This window comes from Streptomyces sp. CA2R106, assembly GCF_037034245.1.
Classification (GTDB): domain Bacteria; phylum Actinomycetota; class Actinomycetes; order Streptomycetales; family Streptomycetaceae; genus Actinacidiphila.
In genome coordinates this window covers 28,331-43,280 of record NZ_JBAGKC010000035.1, presented here as the reverse complement: position 1 = coordinate 43,280, position 14,950 = coordinate 28,331, and the positions used below count along the sequence as shown (strand labels likewise).

At 73.8% G+C, this 14,950-nt stretch carries 14 protein-coding genes; 7 read left to right on the top strand and 7 right to left on the bottom strand.

Translation table 11 applies throughout. The features are described from left to right. The first annotated feature begins 74 nt into the window (after positions 1 to 74). Entirely contained in the window at positions 75 to 1,079 is a 1,005-nt protein-coding gene (locus WA788_RS31600; protein WP_335983280.1) for a YihY/virulence factor BrkB family protein, read from the top strand. A gap of 466 nt (positions 1,080 to 1,545) precedes the next feature. After that, a complete protein-coding gene (locus WA788_RS31595; RefSeq protein WP_335983278.1) occupies positions 1,546 to 2,187 on the top strand; it encodes a carbonic anhydrase in 642 nt (213 codons plus the stop codon). 68 nt (positions 2,188 to 2,255) lie between these two features. Here the strand turns inward: WA788_RS31595 and WA788_RS31590 are convergent, their stop codons facing one another. Both WA788_RS31590 and WA788_RS31585 read right to left on the bottom strand, forming a co-directional pair. Next, entirely contained in the window at positions 2,256 to 2,426 is a 171-nt protein-coding gene (locus tag WA788_RS31590; RefSeq protein ID WP_335983276.1) for a hypothetical protein, read from the bottom strand. Then, the gene (locus WA788_RS31585; protein ID WP_335983275.1) at positions 2,423 to 3,322 is read right to left on the bottom strand and encodes a LysR family transcriptional regulator; all 900 of its coding nucleotides are present in this window, start codon (positions 3,320 to 3,322) and stop codon (positions 2,423 to 2,425) included. Before WA788_RS31585 ends, WA788_RS31590 begins: the two co-directional genes overlap by 4 nt. Before the next feature lie 121 nt (positions 3,323 to 3,443). Here WA788_RS31585 and WA788_RS31580 point away from each other — a divergent pair, with 121 nt between their 5' ends. Continuing rightward, positions 3,444 to 4,715 carry an MFS transporter gene (locus WA788_RS31580; RefSeq protein WP_335983274.1) on the top strand — a complete coding sequence of 424 codons (1,272 nt, stop codon included), beginning with the start codon at positions 3,444 to 3,446 and terminating at the stop codon, positions 4,713 to 4,715. A 42-nt stretch (positions 4,716 to 4,757) separates the two neighbouring features. Here WA788_RS31580 and WA788_RS31575 read toward each other — a convergent pair whose 3' ends face one another. The 3 genes from WA788_RS31575 to WA788_RS31565 all read right to left on the bottom strand — a co-directional run bounded on the left by WA788_RS31575 (position 4,758) and on the right by WA788_RS31565 (position 6,573). Beyond that, positions 4,758 to 5,528 (bottom strand): TetR/AcrR family transcriptional regulator, encoded by a 771-nt coding sequence (locus WA788_RS31575; protein ID WP_335983272.1) that lies wholly within the window; start codon positions 5,526 to 5,528, stop codon positions 4,758 to 4,760. Positions 5,529 to 5,649: 121 nt separating this feature from the next. Continuing rightward, positions 5,650 to 5,913: a 4-oxalocrotonate tautomerase family protein gene (locus WA788_RS31570; protein ID WP_335983270.1), complete on the bottom strand. Its 264-nt coding sequence runs from the start codon at positions 5,911 to 5,913 to the stop codon at positions 5,650 to 5,652. 108 nt (positions 5,914 to 6,021) lie between these two features. Beyond that, positions 6,022 to 6,573: a MarR family winged helix-turn-helix transcriptional regulator gene (locus WA788_RS31565; RefSeq protein WP_335983268.1), complete on the bottom strand. Its 552-nt coding sequence runs from the start codon at positions 6,571 to 6,573 to the stop codon at positions 6,022 to 6,024. A gap of 72 nt (positions 6,574 to 6,645) precedes the next feature. Between WA788_RS31565 and WA788_RS31560 the strand changes: the two genes are divergently transcribed. Then, positions 6,646 to 7,287 (top strand): MBL fold metallo-hydrolase, encoded by a 642-nt coding sequence (locus WA788_RS31560; protein WP_335983266.1) that lies wholly within the window; start codon positions 6,646 to 6,648, stop codon positions 7,285 to 7,287. Positions 7,288 to 7,342: 55 nt separating this feature from the next. On the opposite strand, the gene WA788_RS31555 is transcribed toward WA788_RS31560, so the two are convergent. Together WA788_RS31555 and WA788_RS31550 are read right to left on the bottom strand one after the other, a co-directional pair. Next, on the bottom strand, positions 7,343 to 8,194 hold the full coding sequence (locus tag WA788_RS31555; protein ID WP_335983264.1) for an ABC transporter permease: 852 nt from the start codon (positions 8,192 to 8,194) through the stop codon (positions 7,343 to 7,345). Further along, entirely contained in the window at positions 8,191 to 9,300 is a 1,110-nt protein-coding gene (locus tag WA788_RS31550) for an ATP-binding cassette domain-containing protein (RefSeq protein WP_335983262.1), read from the bottom strand. The genes WA788_RS31555 and WA788_RS31550 overlap by 4 nt, the downstream gene beginning before the upstream one ends. A 75-nt stretch (positions 9,301 to 9,375) precedes the next feature. Here WA788_RS31550 and WA788_RS31545 point away from each other — a divergent pair, with 75 nt between their 5' ends. From WA788_RS31545 to WA788_RS31535, 3 genes are all read left to right on the top strand, one after another. Next, the gene (locus tag WA788_RS31545) at positions 9,376 to 9,975 is read left to right on the top strand and encodes a TetR/AcrR family transcriptional regulator (RefSeq protein WP_335983260.1); all 600 of its coding nucleotides are present in this window, start codon (positions 9,376 to 9,378) and stop codon (positions 9,973 to 9,975) included. 165 nt (positions 9,976 to 10,140) lie between these two features. Further along, the gene (locus WA788_RS31540; protein ID WP_335983257.1) at positions 10,141 to 12,153 is read left to right on the top strand and encodes a serine protease; all 2,013 of its coding nucleotides are present in this window, start codon (positions 10,141 to 10,143) and stop codon (positions 12,151 to 12,153) included. Further along, complete coding sequence (locus WA788_RS31535) at positions 12,150 to 14,849, top strand: tetratricopeptide repeat protein (protein ID WP_335983255.1); 2,700 nt, start codon at positions 12,150 to 12,152, stop codon at positions 14,847 to 14,849. Before WA788_RS31540 ends, WA788_RS31535 begins: the two co-directional genes overlap by 4 nt. The last annotated feature ends 101 nt before the right edge of the window (positions 14,850 to 14,950 follow it).

Below are 14,950 nucleotides of genomic sequence, written 5' to 3'. Positions count from 1 at the left end.
TCCCCGGCGCGAAGGGTCGAAATGCCATGTTTGCGTAGTCGTTCGTGTGCCCGGCACAGTGAAGGAGGCGCAGGATGGAAGACGGCGAGCCGGAGCGTACCGGGTCCACCCGCCAGGGGGCCGAGGGAGCCGGGGCCGGAGCGGGCGGGACGGCGGGCGGGCCGGCCCCCGAGAAGCCGTCGGACCTGCCCAGCGGCTCGTCGCGCGCGATCCTCCGGCGCACGCTGCGGGAGTACAAGGCCGACAACCTGGCCGACTGGGCGGCGGCGCTCACGTACTACGCGATCCTGGCGGTCTTTCCCGCGCTCCTGGCCCTCGTCTCGATCGTGGGGCTGCTGAGCAAGTCGGCCGCCAAGTCGCTGACCGACAACATCACCAGCGTGGCGCCCGGCGCTGTCCGCCCCACCCTGACCGGCATCGTCAGCCAGGTGCAGGCCAGCGGCAACAAGGCCCTGATCCCGCTGATCGCCGGCGTCGTGGTCGCCCTGTGGTCGGCGTCGGGATACGTGGCGGCCTTCATGCGGGCGGGGAACGCCGTCTACGACATCGGTGAGGGGCGCCCCGCGTGGAAGACCCTGCCCGTCCGGTTCGCGATCACCGTCTTCCTCGTCATCGTCCTGGCCGCGATCTCGGTGGGCATCGTGTTCACCGGCAGCCTGGCCCGTAAGACGGGCAGCATCCTGGGCCTGGGCGACACGGCGGTGACGGTGTGGAACTACGCCAAGTGGCCGGTCATGGTGATCCTCTTCGCGCTGGTGGTCGCGGTGCTGCACTGGGCCGCACCGAACGTCCGGCGCCCCTTCGCCTGGGTCACCCGCGGCAGCCTGCTCAGTATCGTCATCTGGATCGTCGCCTCGGTCCTGTTCGCGCTCTACGTCGCGAACTTCGGCAGCTACAACAAGACCTACGGCACCTTCGCCGGGATCATCGTCTTCCTCATCTGGCTGTGGATCTCCAACATCGCCCTGCTCCTGGGCCTGGAGTACAGCGCGGAGTCCGAACGCGCCCGGGCCCACGAAGCCGGCCACCCGCCCGGCGAGGAGCCCTACGTCGAGCCGCGCGACCGCCGCAAGCTCTGAGGCGCCGCCGCCGGGTGTGCGGGGTGCGGGCACCGTCTTACGGTGAGTGATTCCGGAGAGCGTATACGCGAACCAAGTTTCGTGTATGGTCTTGCAGGGATCTCTGTGATCGCCGTCTGATGCCGTATGCACAGGCCCATGGACGTTCGGGCGCCCCGCTCCGGGCGGCCGTGGGTGCTCTTCTTGACCAGCGAAGACCGTAGAGGACGCGGGCCCATGGCAGGAACAGGGCGCGATCTGCGTGAGGGCGCGCGGTTCGCCGAACCCGGTGGCGACTTCGGCGCCGCGCCGTATGAGACGGGGCAGCTTCAGCGGTGCGCCCTGCGGCTGTACGCCGAGGACGCGCTCGCCCGCCGTCTCGGCGTGCCGGTGGGGATGCCGGGGGGCTTGTCGGCGGGCGCCGAATGGCGGGCGGCAGCGTGGCCGCCCCAGGTCCCGACTCTTCCTATTGTGTGAGGTATTGACCATGACGCAGATAGAGACCAGTACGCCGCGCGAGGCCCTCGACCTGCTGATGGCCGGCAACCAGCGGTTCGTCGACGGCGCCCCGGAGCACCCCAACCAGGACGCCGCCCGGCGCGCGGAGACCGAGGCGTCGCAGCACCCCTTCGCCGTGCTCTTCGGCTGCTCCGACTCCCGGCTGGCCGCGGAGATCATCTTCGACCGGGGCGTTGGCGACCTGTTCGTGGTGCGCAACGCCGGCCACGTCGTCGGCCCCGAGGTGCTCGGCAGTATCGAGTACGGCGTGGACCTGCTGGGCTGCCCGCTGGTCGTGGTGCTCGGGCACGAGTCGTGCGGCGCGGTGGGCGCGGCCTGCTCCGTGCTCGACAACGGCGCGGCCCCGGGCGGCTACGTCCGCGACCTCGTCGAGCGGGTGGCCCCCAGCGTGCTGGCGGCCAGGGCCGCCGGGCGGGTGCGGCCCGACGAGATCCTTGCCGAGCACGTCCGCATGACCACGGACCTGCTGATCGACCGGTCCCGCGTGCTCGCGGAGAACGTCGCGGCCGGGCGCACGGCCGTGGTCGGCCTGCGCTACCGCCTCGCCGACGGCACGGCGCACCTCGTCGCGTCCCACGGCCTCGACGTCCAGGTCCCCGCCGCGTCCTGACGCGCCCCGGGCCGCGCGTCCCGCTGCATCCCTGGCTCCAGCCAGGCGACGCCTGCGGTGCGGGCGCCTCAGGGGATCTGTTCGTGGAGCGCGGTGACCTGGTCGGGGTCGCGGGTGTAGTTCCAGGTCTGGAGGTCGCTGACGGCGCCGGTGGCAGCGGCGGTCCAGGGCGGGGCGGGAACTGGACTGCTGTTCTGCCACGGTGGAATCCGCTCATTGCATGGCGCCGGGGCGATCATGGTTCAGGTGTCTCGGGCTTTTCGGTCTGAGCGACCAGCGTCCGGAGTGCGCGTGCTGCGGCGGTGGCGTGGGTTTCGGGCATGGCGAGGAAGATCTTCCACAGCAGGTCCGAGTCGGCGATCGGGATGTGGACGAGTTCGGACGCGGTACGGCCGGAGGACTCCGGGAGCAGTGCGACGCCGAGGCCGTTGCGTACGTAGGTGGCGCCGTCCTCGACGTCGGTGATCTCGATGGCTACCTGCCGGTCGAGTCCGACCGTCTTGAACGCCTCGTCGGCGACGGCGCGGTTGCCGTAGCCGGCGGGGAAGTCGACGAACGCCTCGCGGGCGAGGTCGCGGATCGAGACGCTTGTGCGCTGCGCGAGCCGATGACTCCGGGGTGCGGCGAGCAAGAGCCTTGTCGAGGCGACCAGTTCCAACCGCAGGCCCCGCGGCGGGGGGCCGATCAGGGAGACGAAGGCGGCATCGAGGTGCCCCTGATCGAGTGCCTGGACCAGACCGGGCGACCCGTCGGCGGACGTGGCCAGTCTGATTTCGACGCCGGGGTGGCGGCGGTGGAAGGTCCCGAGGAGCCGCGGTAGGTCCAGACCGGCCAGTGAACTCATCGTGCCCAGACGCAGAGTGCCGCCGATCGTGCCGGTGGCGGTGCCGACAGCGTCGCGGGCTGTCCGGGCCGCGACGAGTGCCGCGCGGGCCGGCTCGAGGAACGCGCGGCCGGCTTCGGTGAGCCGCACCCGGCGGGAGGTCCGCTCCAACAGCGTCGCGCCCAACTCACGCTCCAGTGAGGCGATGGTCGCCGAGACCGCGGACTGGACCACATGCACCCGCGCGGCGGCGCGGGTGAACGAACCCTCCTCGGCCACGGCGACGAAGCATTCCAGTTGCCTGAGTTCCATGCAGTCAGCATGACAGATCAATCTCGACGAGAGATCGATGCTAGCGGAATCATTCGTTCGCGCTGATGGAGGTCAGCTGTCACCGTAGAGGCATCCCTCCCTACAACCGCGGAGTCCCGTCGTGCCTTCACGCGCGCCCAGCAGCGCCACCCCCTCAGCCACCACCCCAGTCACCGCCCCGAACCGTTCCGCCGGTACCCGTATCGGATCGGCATCCCACGGAGCGAGCTTCTGGCTGGTGGCCGCGGCGTTCATGATCGCGATGGCGTTCAACGCCGTACCGTCTCCGCTGTACCCCCTGTACCAGCAACGCGACGGATTCGCGACGCTGATGGTCACCGTGGTCTTCGCGGTGTTCGCCTTCGGCGTGGCCACCAGCCTGATCATGGCCGGGCACGTCTCGGACTGGATCGGACGCAAGCGCATTCTGCTGCCGGCGCTGGGGCTCGAACTGGTCACCGACATACTGTTCCTGGCCAGCCCATCGCTTTCCGTGCTGATCGTGGCCCGGCTCCTCGGCGGCGTGGGCATCGGCATGATCACCGCGACCGCGACCGCCCATCTCCACGACCTCCACCGTGCGCACCGGCCACACGCCGGACCGGATCGGTTCGAGATCGTCTCCACCGGCGCCAACCTCGGCGGTCTCGCCGTCGGGCCCCTGGTCGCCGGTGCGTTGGCGCAGTACGTCGACCACCCGCTGCGGGTTCCCTACCTCGTCTTCGGCGTCCTTCTCCTGCTCGCGATCCTCGCGGTCGCGGTCGCCCCCGAGACCGTCGAGCTGCTGACCTCCCGGCCGGCCTACCGTCCTCAGCGGGTCAGCGCCGACCACGGCGACCGCCCCGCCTACATCGCGGCTGCCGCCGCCGGGTTCGCCGCATTCGCGATCAACGGCGTCTACACCGCGCTGTCGGCGGGGTTCCTCCTCGGCGTACTGCACAAGCCCGGTCACCTGCTCGCCGGTGCGGCCGCCTGCGTCCTGATGGCCGCCGCCGTGATCGCCCAGACCGCGGCCAACCCGCTCAGCGCGAGCGTGCGTCGAGGACTGGGCCTGGGGCTCGGCGTGGCCGGGCTGGTGCTGCTCGCGGTCGGCGTCCAGTCCGCCGACCTGACGATCTTCCTCGTCGCCGGAATCGTCGCCGGCGCAGGATCGGGCATCTTGACCAAGAGCGTCATCGGCGCCGTCGCGGCAATGGCCGAGCCCGGCAAACGCGGCGAAGCCATCTCGGGGCTCTTCCTGTTCTGCTACGCGGGCATGAGCCTGCCCGCCGTCGGCGTCGGCATCCTGAGCCATTACCTCGCGCTCACCACCGCGGTCTACATCTTCAGCGTCGTCCTGGTCGCGGTGCTCGCGGGTGCCGCGCTGCTGTCCTTCCGGTCCTCGCGCAGTTGACAGCGCCGTCGGCCCCGGAGCTCCATCAGAACGGCAAGGCCGTCAGGGGGCGGGGTGGAGTCTGGCGAGCCAGTGGAGGAGGAGGGCGGTCTCGGTGGGGTGGAGCGCGGCGGGGGGCTGCTGCTTGAGCTGGGCCGCCAGGGCGAGAGCGGCCCGGGACGGGTCGTCGGCGGCGGGGAAGGAGCGGGGCGCCGCGGACTCGTCGAGGCAGGAGGCGAAGACGGCGTCGCGGACCCGGGTGGACAGCAGCGGGTCGGCGAAGCGCTCGGGCTGGGAAAGGATGCTGAGGGCGACCCCGACGTTGGCCGACAGGATGGCCTGCGCGGCCTCCTCGGTGGGGATCTTCACCGCGCCCACCGCCGCGCACCGCTCGAGGGTCTGCTTGAGCAACTCGAAGATGCGGTTCGCGGGTTCGGGCACCTCGGGCAGGACCGGCGAGAACATCAGCCGGTACAGCGCCCGGTTGGTCAGCGCGAAGTCGGTGTGGTCGTTCCAGCCCGCGCGCAGGTCGGCGACCGGGTCGTCGGTCGCCTCGAGCGCCTGCTTGCGGCTGATGTAGCGCTCGAAGCCGTGCGTCACGAGGGCCATGAGCAGGCCGTTCTTGTCGCCGAAGAGGCGGTACAGGATGGGCTGGGTGACCCCGACCGCCTCGCAGACCGCGCGGGTGGAGACGTCGTTGCCGGGCGAGGCGTTCAGCAGTGCCTCGGCCGCCTCGAGCATCCGGGCCCGCAGGTCGCCGGTCTTCGGCTCGCCCGTCCGCGGGGGGCCGGCCTTCGCCGCCTTCGCGGTCCTCGCGGTGGTGTCGGGTGTCATGGCGGTTCTCCGTCTCCTTTCCGTCGCGGTCCGGGGTGGGGCCCGGGTGCGGGTGCGCGCCGCCCGGGGCGGAAGGGCCAGCGTAATGGCCCGACGGGTGCCCTTCCGCCCCGCGGTGGCGCTACTTGCGGTCGGCGGGAGCGCCGGCGCCGTCCCCGGCTTCGGCGCCGTCCCCGTCTTCGTTTCCGTTGATCATCGCCGAGGTCAGGACGGTGCCGCCGATGCCCCAGCCCCCGTCGGGGACCTCCTCCACCAGCACCATCGTGTTCTGGCGGGCGCGGTCGCCGTAGATCTCGCTGTACAGGTCGGTGACGCGGTCGACGATCAGCTGCTTCTGGGCCGGCTCGAGGGTGCCGGCGGGAACCTTGAAGTTGGCGAAGGGCATGGCGTACTCCGTGTTTTCGTTGATCTCAGGTTGGCGAGATCAACGATAACACAGCTTGTGATCGTTGATTCGGTTATCGCGTTATCGGTGAAAACTCTGGTGTTCGGATCAGTCGGTACGGCCGCCGGCGTCGCGGTCCGCCTCGGGTGTGTCGAGGGCCGCCGCGACGCGGTCGAGCAGCGGCAGCGCCCGGGCCAGCGTGCGCCGCTCCTCGCGGTCGAGGCTCCCGGCGAGGGCCTGCGCGAGCGCACCGACCCGCTGGTGCCGGTCGGCTTCGAGCGCGCGGGTGCCCGCGGCGGTGAGGGTGAGAACCTTCTTCCGGGCGTCGGCCGGGTGCGGGCCGCCGCTCACATAGCCCGCCTCGGCCAGTTCCTTGACGGTGGCGGCCATGGTCTGGTGGCGCACCCCGCGGCGGGTCGCGAGGTCGGCGGTGGTCATCGGCCCCTGCCGGTCGAGCAGGCCCAGGACGGTCGCCGGGATCGGCGCGAGCCGGTCGACCGCCCGAGTGGCGCGGACCAGCGCGCCGACGGTGCTCCGCAGGGTGGCCGCGAGCTGCTCCGCGGCGGGGTCGGGTGCCGGGTCGGGTGCCGGGTCGGGCGTGCGGTCGGCCGGTCGGTCCGCCGGGGAGCCGGCTGCGGGGCCTCGGGAATAGCGGGGCATGGAGCAACGCTAGCATCAATGTAGGCGACCCTGTACAGTTTCCCCTGTACGTATATGCGAGAGGACCCCCTGATGCAGCTGACCAAGCACACCCATGCCTGCGTGACCCTGGCCAAGGACGGGGCGCGGCTCGTCCTCGACCCCGGCGCGTTCAGCCCCGAGGCGGCGCAGGAGGTCGCGGCCGCCGACGCCGTCCTGATCACCCACGACCACTTCGACCACTTCGACGAGGAGCTGATCGGCAAGGCCCTGGAGTCCCGGCCCGAGCTGCGGGTCTACGGTCCCGCGTCGGTGGTGGACCGGTGGTCGGCCCGCGCCGGCCAGGTCACGGCCGTCGCGGCGGGCGACGTGCTCGAAGTCGCGGGTTTCGACGTCCGCGTCTTCGGCGAACTGCACGCCGTCGTCCACCGCGACATCCCGCGCGTTGCCAACGTCGGCTACCTGGTGGACGAGGACATCTACCACCCCGGCGACGCGTACCACGTCCCGGACGCCCCGGTCGGCACCCTGCTGCTGCCCACCAGCGGGCCGTGGACCAGCCTGGCCGAATCGGTGGACTACGTCAGGGAGGTCGCCCCGCGGCGCCTGATCCAGATCCACGAGATCATGCTCAGCGAGGTCGGCCAGCAGTCGACCGCCCGGTTCATCAACCCGGAGGGGCTCACCCAGGTCGCCCTGGAGATCGTGCCGGTGGGCGACTCGGTCACGATCTGACGCCCGGCGCCCCGCGCCTCAGCGGTTCCTGGCCGTCTCGGCGCTCCTGGCCGTCTCAGCGGTTCCTGGCGTAGAGCCGCAGCGTGAGCGGGGCGCAGACGAGCACCAGCACGGCGGTGGCGGCGAGCGACCAGGTGACCGGCCCGGCGGCGGAGCCGGTGCCGTTCATCAGGTCGCGGGCCGCGTCGGCCAGGTGGCTGAGCGGGTTGACCCGCACGAACGCGCGCAGCCAACCCGGCATGCCCGTGGGCCGGACGAAGATGTTGCTGGCGAACGACAGCGGCATCAGCGCCGCGTTGGCGATGCTGACCACCACCGCCGGGTCTCTGGCCAGCAGGGCGACCGCCGCCCACAGCAGCGACAGTGCGAGCCCGAAGGCGATGACGAGCACCACCGCGGCGAGCACCCCCGGCGCACCGCCGCCGGGTCGGTAGCCCATGGCCAGGCCCAGCCCGATGACGACGGCCGAGGCGAACACATAGCGGGCGGCGTCGCTGAACAGGCCGCCCAGGACGAACGCGCCGCGCCAGACCGGCAGTCCGCGGAACCGGTCGAAGGCACCGCTGCGTACGTCCTGCGCGAGCCGCGCGCCGCCGTACATCGTCACGATGGCGATGCTCATGCTGAGCACCCCGGGCAGCAGGACCTTGAGGTAGGTGCCGGTGGAGCCGCTGATCGCGCCGCCGAAGAGATAGGTGAAGAGCACCGTGAACAGCACCGGGATGGCCGCCGCGTCCACGAGCTGCTTCGGGTCGTGCGCCAACTTGAGCACCGCGCGCCGGCCGAAGGCGGCCGAGGCGGTCAGCGCGGACGCGCGCCGGTAGGTCCGCCCCGCCGCGAGCAGGGCGTCGATCGGATCGGTGGCCGAGGCGGTCGCGGTGGCGGGAGCCGGGAGCGACGGGTTCATACGGCCACCTCCTGCTGCCCCACGGTGTCCTGGCCCTCGGTGTCCTGCCCCACGGTGGGCTGGCCGGCGGCGCTCCGACCGGCACGGCGGCCGGTCAGCGCGAGGAACGCCTCGTCGAGGCTGGGCTGCCCGAACGCGAGGTCGGAGACGCCCACCCCGGCGTCGGCGAGGCGGATCATCGTGTGCCCGATCAGCCGACTGACCTCGGCGGCCGAGGGCGCGCCGCCGGCACCGTCCTGGTACTGGCCCTCCCGGAACCCCGCCGGGGCGGCCGGTGTCACGGACAAGGTGAGCGGATCGCCGCCGGACCGTACCGCCGCCCCGGCGAAGACGGCGGTCAGGATCGCCTGGGCCCGGGAGCGCTGCGCCCCGTCGAGCAGCCGCACGCGCAGCGTGCCCGCGCCGACCCGCGCCCTGAGCTGCGCGCTGGTGCCCTCCGCCACGATCCGGCCAGCGTCGATCACCGCGATCCGCTCGGCGAGCCGGTCGGCCTCTTCGAGGTACTGGGTGGTGAGCAGCACTGTGGTGCCCGCGGCGGCGATCCGGCGGACCAACTCCCAGACCTGGGTGCGGCTGCGCGGGTCGAGACCGGTGGTGGGCTCGTCGAGGAAGAGCAGTTCGGGGGTGACGAGCAGCCCGGCGGCGATGTCGAGCCGGCGGCGCATCCCGCCGGAGTAGCCGCCGACCGGCCGACCGGCCGCTTCGGTCAGTTCGAACGCGGCGAGCAGGTCGTCCGCCCGGCGCCGCCCGGCCGCGCGGGACAGGCCGTGCAGCCGGCCGAGCACCCGCAGGTTCTCGGCTCCGGTCAGGTCCTCGTCGAGCGAGGCGAACTGGCCGGTCACGGCCACCCGGGCGCGGATCGCGTCGGCGCCGGCCACCACGTCGTGGCCGAGCACGCGGGCGGTGCCGCCGGAGGGGCGGGCCAGGGTGGCGAGGATGCGGATCGTGGTGGTCTTGCCGGCTCCGTTGGGGCCGAGGAAACCGAATACCTGGCCGCGCCGGATCGTGAGGTCGATGCCGTCCAACGCCCGGTGGCCGCCGTAGGACTTGACCAGGCCGCGCGCTTCGACCGCTGGGCGGCCGCTGTCCCCGTTATTCTTTGACATGCCGTAAGAGTTCGACAACTCTTACGGTCTGTCAAGGTTTCGGTGGGGTGGAACCGGCCGTATATCGTCGTCGGCATGGCCGACCCGCACGCCCCGCACGACACCGCGACGCCGCCCCGCAGGCGCCGGTCCGACGCCCGGCGCAGCATCGACGCCATCCTGGACGCGACCCGGGTGGTGCTCGGCGAGCGGCCGGACGCGAGCATGGAGGACATCGCGGCCCGGGCCGGGGTCACCCGTCAGACCGTCTACGCGCACTTCCCGTCGCGGGACGTCCTGACCGCCGCGCTCGTCGAGGTCGCCGCCGCGGAGTACAACTCCCTGCTCGACGCGGCCGATCTGGACACCGCACCGCCCGTTACGGCGCTGACCCGCTTCTTGGACGCCGGGTGGCGGTTCCTGGAGCGCTACCCCCTGCTGACGCACGCCGCCGCGGCCCGGGTGCCGCGCCCCGCCCCGGACCCGCACGACTACGTGCCGCCGCGCCTGGCCAAGCTGATCCGGCGCGGCCAGTACGCCGGGGACTTCGACGCCGGGCTGCCCGCGGCCTGGCTGGCCGCCGCGATCCTCGGCCTCCAGCACACCGCGATGGAGGAGGCGGCGGCGGGCCGGCTCACCGGCGCCGAGGCGGAGGAGCTGTGCACGGCCACCGCGCTTCGGATGTGCGGCGCCTGACCCGGCCCGTCCGACCCGGCCCGTCCGACCCGGCCCGTCCGACCCGGCCCGTCCGACCGGGCCGCAGGGCGGAGGTCCGGTCCGGCGGGCGAAGGTCGGACCCGGCGGGTGAAGGTCCGCTCCGACGGGCGGACATGATGGGCCGTCAGGCGTAGAGTGCCGGGTATGGAAGCCGAAGGGGGAGTCGGCGGCCGGGGCTCCGAGGAGGCGCCGCCGTGGGCGGTGCGCGTCCGGAGGAGCGACGGGACGATCGCGGGGTCCGGGGTGCTGGTCGCCCCCGAGTGGGTGCTGACACATGCCGGAGCCGTCGTCGAAGGGGAGTACGTCACCGCGGAGTTCGCCGCGCCGCGCGTCGCGTCCCGGCGGGCGGTGGCCGAACACGTCTGTGCCGCCGGTGCGGGCGGGGTAGCACTGCTGCGGCTGCACCGACCGGGCCCGGCGGGCGCCGCGAGCGCGCCGCACCGGCTGTCCGTGCCGCGCCGCCGGGTGCGGATTTACGGCTTTCCGGCCGCGGACGGCGCCGGGCAGTGGCTGGCCGCGGAGACCGGCGCGGTGGCGGTGGGCGCCGACGGGCGGGTCCGGCTGGCGCCGGCGGAGCGGTTCGACGCGGGCTTCGGCGGCGCGGGGGCCGTGGACGCCGTCACCGGTCAGATCGTCGGAGTGGTGCTGCCCGGGGACACCGGGGCCGACCGCGCGGGACCGTGTCTGAGCCCGGCGGAGACCGTCGCCGGCCACCTGCCGCGCGCGGCCGACTGGACCAGGGGCTGGCCGGCGGTCGACGAACGCTTACGGGTCGGCGGACCGGCACCGGGTGGGCATGTCGCGGACGGCGACGACCCGGGCGGGCCCGAACCGGCCGCGTACGAGCCGCAGTTCGCGGTCCGCCTGGCGCAGTGGTTCGTCGGTGACCCGCGGGGCGAGCGGCACCCCGACCACCACGCCGACCGGGCCGGGCCCGGGGCGCGTACGCCCGCCGGTCCGCCGGCAGCGCAGCACCACCGGGTCCGCACCGCCCGCCGCCCCGGCGACGGCCGCCAGGTCAAGATCAGCCGGGTCCGTGCCGAGGACCTGCTCCGCGCGGCCACCCTCCGCCGCGCACTCCTGCTCGCCGACCGCGAACGGTCCGGCCCGGCCGGCGCGTCCGCCCCCGGTCCGGTCAAAGGCGCCTGGGCCAACGGCAGTCCGGCCGCTCAGGTCGCCGCTCCGGTCGCCACTCCGGTCACCGCCCCCGCCCCCGCCCGAGGACCCGTCCGCGGACCCGCCACCGAACCCGCCACCGCCCCCGGCTTCCTCGACCTCGCCCTGGACGCGACCGGCCGCGGCACCCGCTGGGTCGCCGAGCGTGTCGCCGACCGGCTCGGCGTACTCCCGGAGGGCCTGGAGGAGTTCGGCGGGACAGGCTACGACGCCACCGTCGAGCGCATCCTCGCCGCGCCCGCCACCCTCACCCTCGTGGTGGTCGGGGTGGACGAGGCGGCCGACCCCGACACGCTGCTCGGCCTGCTCGACCGGCTGCGCCTGCACGGCGTCCGCATGCTGCTGGTCTTCCGCCACGACGGTGCCTGCATCGCCCGCGCGCAGAGCCAGTTGGTGATCGAGCCGGCGCAGGAGCGGCAGGCGCGGCTGGTGGAGGCGCTGACCGAGATCACCGGCACGCTCGCCGACGCCCTGCACGAGCGGATGGCGGTGGTGCGCGCCGACTGCGACCGCGCACTGGACGCCCTGGTCAGGGCCTACGCGGTGCGGGCCGCGATGGCCGGCGCGCTCGGCGTGGCCACGGGCCGCGGCGAACACCCGGACCTGGGCCGGTTCGAGCGGGTCGCGGCGCGGGCCGAACGGCACCTGCGGGAAGCCGTCGAACGCCTCGACCCGCTCATCGAGCGGCGCGCGGAGCTGATCGGCCGCCTCGACTCCTACCAGGTGCTCCATCAACAGGCGGTGGACAGCGAGGACCTGGCCGCCGAGGACCGCTACGGGGCGGCGCGCGACCTGCTGCACGCCAGGCCCTGCGACCTGGTGGCCGCGGAGGCCGCGGTCCGCGAGTACACGGACTTCATCGACCGGCTGGGCGGGCACCACCCGCCCCCGGACGACGCCCCGTCCTCGGATGACGCCCCGCCGACGGACAGACCGCCGACGGACGGACCGGACCAGGAGGGAGGCGAGCCGCGCCCGTGACCGAACGGCCCGTACGCTGCCCGCGTCCCGGATGCGACGGCACCTTGATGTCCACCGGCTACTGCGACGTCTGCTCCCGCAAGCCGCACAGCGCCGGCCACTCCTCCTCCGTGCCCTTCGGCGCGTCCGTCTCCACGTCCGTGCCGCCCCCCACACCAGTGCCCGCGGCTGCCGTTGAGCGCGCGGGCGACGTTCCCGACGCCGAGTCGGGCCGGACCGACAGCATCCGCAGCCGGGTCCGCCGCCAGCTCGCCCAGCGGCGCGGCACCGAGCACCGGCAGGAACCGCAGCAGGAGCGGGACCGCGAGCGCGACCGCAGCCGTGGCCGCGCAGCCGCCGGGGGGAGCGCCGGGCAGCCCGCAGAGGAAGCTGCCGGGGAGGCCGTCCGCCCGCACCTGGCGCCCGCGCCCGCCGTCCCCAACCCCGACACCCTCGACAGCGACGGCCTCGTCCCGCTGCCGGACATCCCCGCGCCGCCGCTCGCCAGCATCGCCCGCGAGCCCAGCCCGCCGCCGGTCGGCGGCCGGCCGTGCGGCGTACCGGAGTGCCCGGGCACCATCGGCCTGGCCTACGACGGCGGGCCGCCGCCCGACCACGGCTACTGCCCCGAGTGCGGCACCCCGTACTCCTTCCGCCCGCAGCTGCGGGTCGGCGACGAGATCGGCGAGGCGAGCCGGCAGACGTACCGCGTGCTCGGCTACCTGACCCCGGGCGGCACCAGCTGGGTGTACCTCGCCGAGGACACCGAGCTGGCCGGGCTGCGGGTGGTGCTCAAGGCGCAGATCAACAACAGCGACGCGATCGCCCGCCGCCGCGCGGTCGAGGAGATGCGCTCGCTCGCCTCGCTGCACCACCGGGACGTGGTCGGCGTCATCTCCTCGCGCAAGCACCTCGCGCCCGGCGAGACCGAACCGACCGACTACATCGTGATGGAGTACGTGGCCGGCCGCCCGCTGAACCTGCTGCTGACCTCCCCGCCCGACGAGCTGACCGAGCTGTTCGGCGAACCGTTCGCGCTGGACCACGTGGTCACGTACGGCTGCAAGATCCTCGGCGCCCTGGAGTACCTGCACGACCAGGGGCTGCTGTACTGCGACATGAAGCCCGCGAACGTCATCCACTACGGCCGGCAGATCAAGTTGATCGACCTCGGTGCGGTGCGCCGCAAGGACGACCGCAGGACCCGGCTGTCGTACACCCGCAAGTACGCGCCGCGGGCACGGGAGTTGAGCAGCCGCGGCTTCCACGTCGACAGCGACCTGTTCACCGTCGGGCGCACCCTGCGCGAGCTGTACGAGAAGGCGGTGCCGGCCGCGGGGCTGGCCGAGCGCTCCTTCGACCGGCTGATCGCCCGCGCCACCCACGACGACCCGGCCGCCCGCTTCACCTCGGCGGCGCAGATGTCCCGGCAGCTGTGGGAGGTGCTGCGGGAGCACCGCGCGCTCAACCGGCACGAGCGGCACCCCGAGCGCTCCACCCGCTTCGAGCCGGCCGCGGTGCCCTTCGGCGCGGCGCTCGGCGAGGCCCCCGGCACCGGATACTGGACCGGCCGGGCCGAGCACCAGGTGGGCGCCGCACCGCAGTTGGAGTTCGGCGCGCCCGAACCTCAGGATGTGGCCCGGGCGTTGCCCGCGCCGATCCCGGACCCGGATGACGGCGCCGTGGTCTTCCTCGGCCGGCTGGGCAAGGCGGTGCCGGAGCGCGTCGCCGAACGGGTGCTGAACGACCCGCCGTTGCGGACCGTCGAGGTCGCGCTGTGGCTGTGCCGCGGCTTCCTGTGGCGCGGCGGCGAACCGGCGCTCGGCGAGGCGGCGGTGTGGCTCGGCGAGGCGGAACGGCTGCTGGGCCCGGACGTCGGGGCGTACGACTGGCGGCTGGCCTGGCACCGCGGACTGGGCGAGCTGATGGCCGGCCGGGTGCGTTCCGCCCAGGGCTATTTCGAGGCGGTCTACGACATCGTGCCCGGCGAGTGGGCACCCAAGCTCGCGCTCGGCTACTGCGCGGAGCGGCTGGGCAACGCCGAGGAGGACGTCCGCCAGTACTACGAAGCGGTCTGGGAGCGGGACCGCGCGCAGGTCAGCGCGGCCTTCGGGCTGGCCCGCGGCCACTTGCGGGCCGGCCGGCGCAATGCCGCGGTCCAGGTGCTGGGCCAGGTGCCGTCCACCTCGCGGCACTACGACTCCGCGCGGGTGGCGATGATCCGGGTGCTCGCCGGGCGGCTGCCGGGTGCCGACCCCACCGCGGCCGACCTGCGCGACGCCGCCGAGCGGACGGCTGAGCAGCCCCCGGGCGCGGCCCGGGACCGGCTCGTCGCGGAGGTGCGGGAGCAGGAGTACGCGCGGCGGCGCGGGGCGGCCGGCGGGCGGGCCCCCGAACCGCCGCGCGCCGCCGCCCCGGACCCGGACGACGGCCCCGCCACGGCCGCGGGCTTCCTGCGGTGGCTGCGCGGGCTGCCGGGCCGCATGCCCGTTCCCGGCCGGCGGGCGGCGGCCCCGGTGCCCGACGAGACCTGGCTCGACCGGACCTTCCCCGCGCTGCCGCCCGGCCCGCTCTTCGCGGGCGCGGCCAGCGGACGCGACCTTGCCGTGCTGCTCCACGCGTCGCTGCACGGTCTGGCCGAGCAGGCGCGCGACGCGACCGAGCACGGCGCCCTCCTCGACCGCGCGTACGCCGTCCGGCCGGAGAGCAGGTTCTGACGCCCGCCGGCGAGCGGGCGTACGCACCCGGCTCGACGTCCCCCGACCCCGAGCGACCGAACGACCTGAACGACCTGAACGACCTGAACGACCCGACGTAC

Excerpts from the sequence above, each read along its gene's own strand:
- WA788_RS31600 (WP_335983280.1), top strand. The coding sequence starts at position 75 with ATGGAAGACGGCGAGCCGGAGCGTACCGGGTCCACCCGCCAGGGGGCC.
- WA788_RS31595 (WP_335983278.1), top strand. The coding sequence starts at position 1,546 with ATGACGCAGATAGAGACCAGTACGCCGCGCGAGGCCCTCGACCTGCTG.
- WA788_RS31590 (WP_335983276.1), bottom strand. The coding sequence starts at position 2,426 with ATGATCGCCCCGGCGCCATGCAATGAGCGGATTCCACCGTGGCAGAAC.
- WA788_RS31585 (WP_335983275.1), bottom strand. The coding sequence starts at position 3,322 with ATGGAACTCAGGCAACTGGAATGCTTCGTCGCCGTGGCCGAGGAGGGT.
- WA788_RS31575 (WP_335983272.1), bottom strand. The coding sequence starts at position 5,528 with ATGACACCCGACACCACCGCGAGGACCGCGAAGGCGGCGAAGGCCGGC.
- WA788_RS31570 (WP_335983270.1), bottom strand. The coding sequence starts at position 5,913 with ATGCCCTTCGCCAACTTCAAGGTTCCCGCCGGCACCCTCGAGCCGGCC.
- WA788_RS31565 (WP_335983268.1), bottom strand. The coding sequence starts at position 6,573 with ATGCCCCGCTATTCCCGAGGCCCCGCAGCCGGCTCCCCGGCGGACCGA.
- WA788_RS31560 (WP_335983266.1), top strand. The coding sequence starts at position 6,646 with ATGCAGCTGACCAAGCACACCCATGCCTGCGTGACCCTGGCCAAGGAC.
- WA788_RS31555 (WP_335983264.1), bottom strand. The coding sequence starts at position 8,194 with ATGAACCCGTCGCTCCCGGCTCCCGCCACCGCGACCGCCTCGGCCACC.
- WA788_RS31550 (WP_335983262.1), bottom strand. The coding sequence starts at position 9,300 with ATGTCAAAGAATAACGGGGACAGCGGCCGCCCAGCGGTCGAAGCGCGC.
- WA788_RS31545 (WP_335983260.1), top strand. The coding sequence starts at position 9,376 with ATGGCCGACCCGCACGCCCCGCACGACACCGCGACGCCGCCCCGCAGG.
- WA788_RS31540 (WP_335983257.1), top strand. The coding sequence starts at position 10,141 with ATGGAAGCCGAAGGGGGAGTCGGCGGCCGGGGCTCCGAGGAGGCGCCG.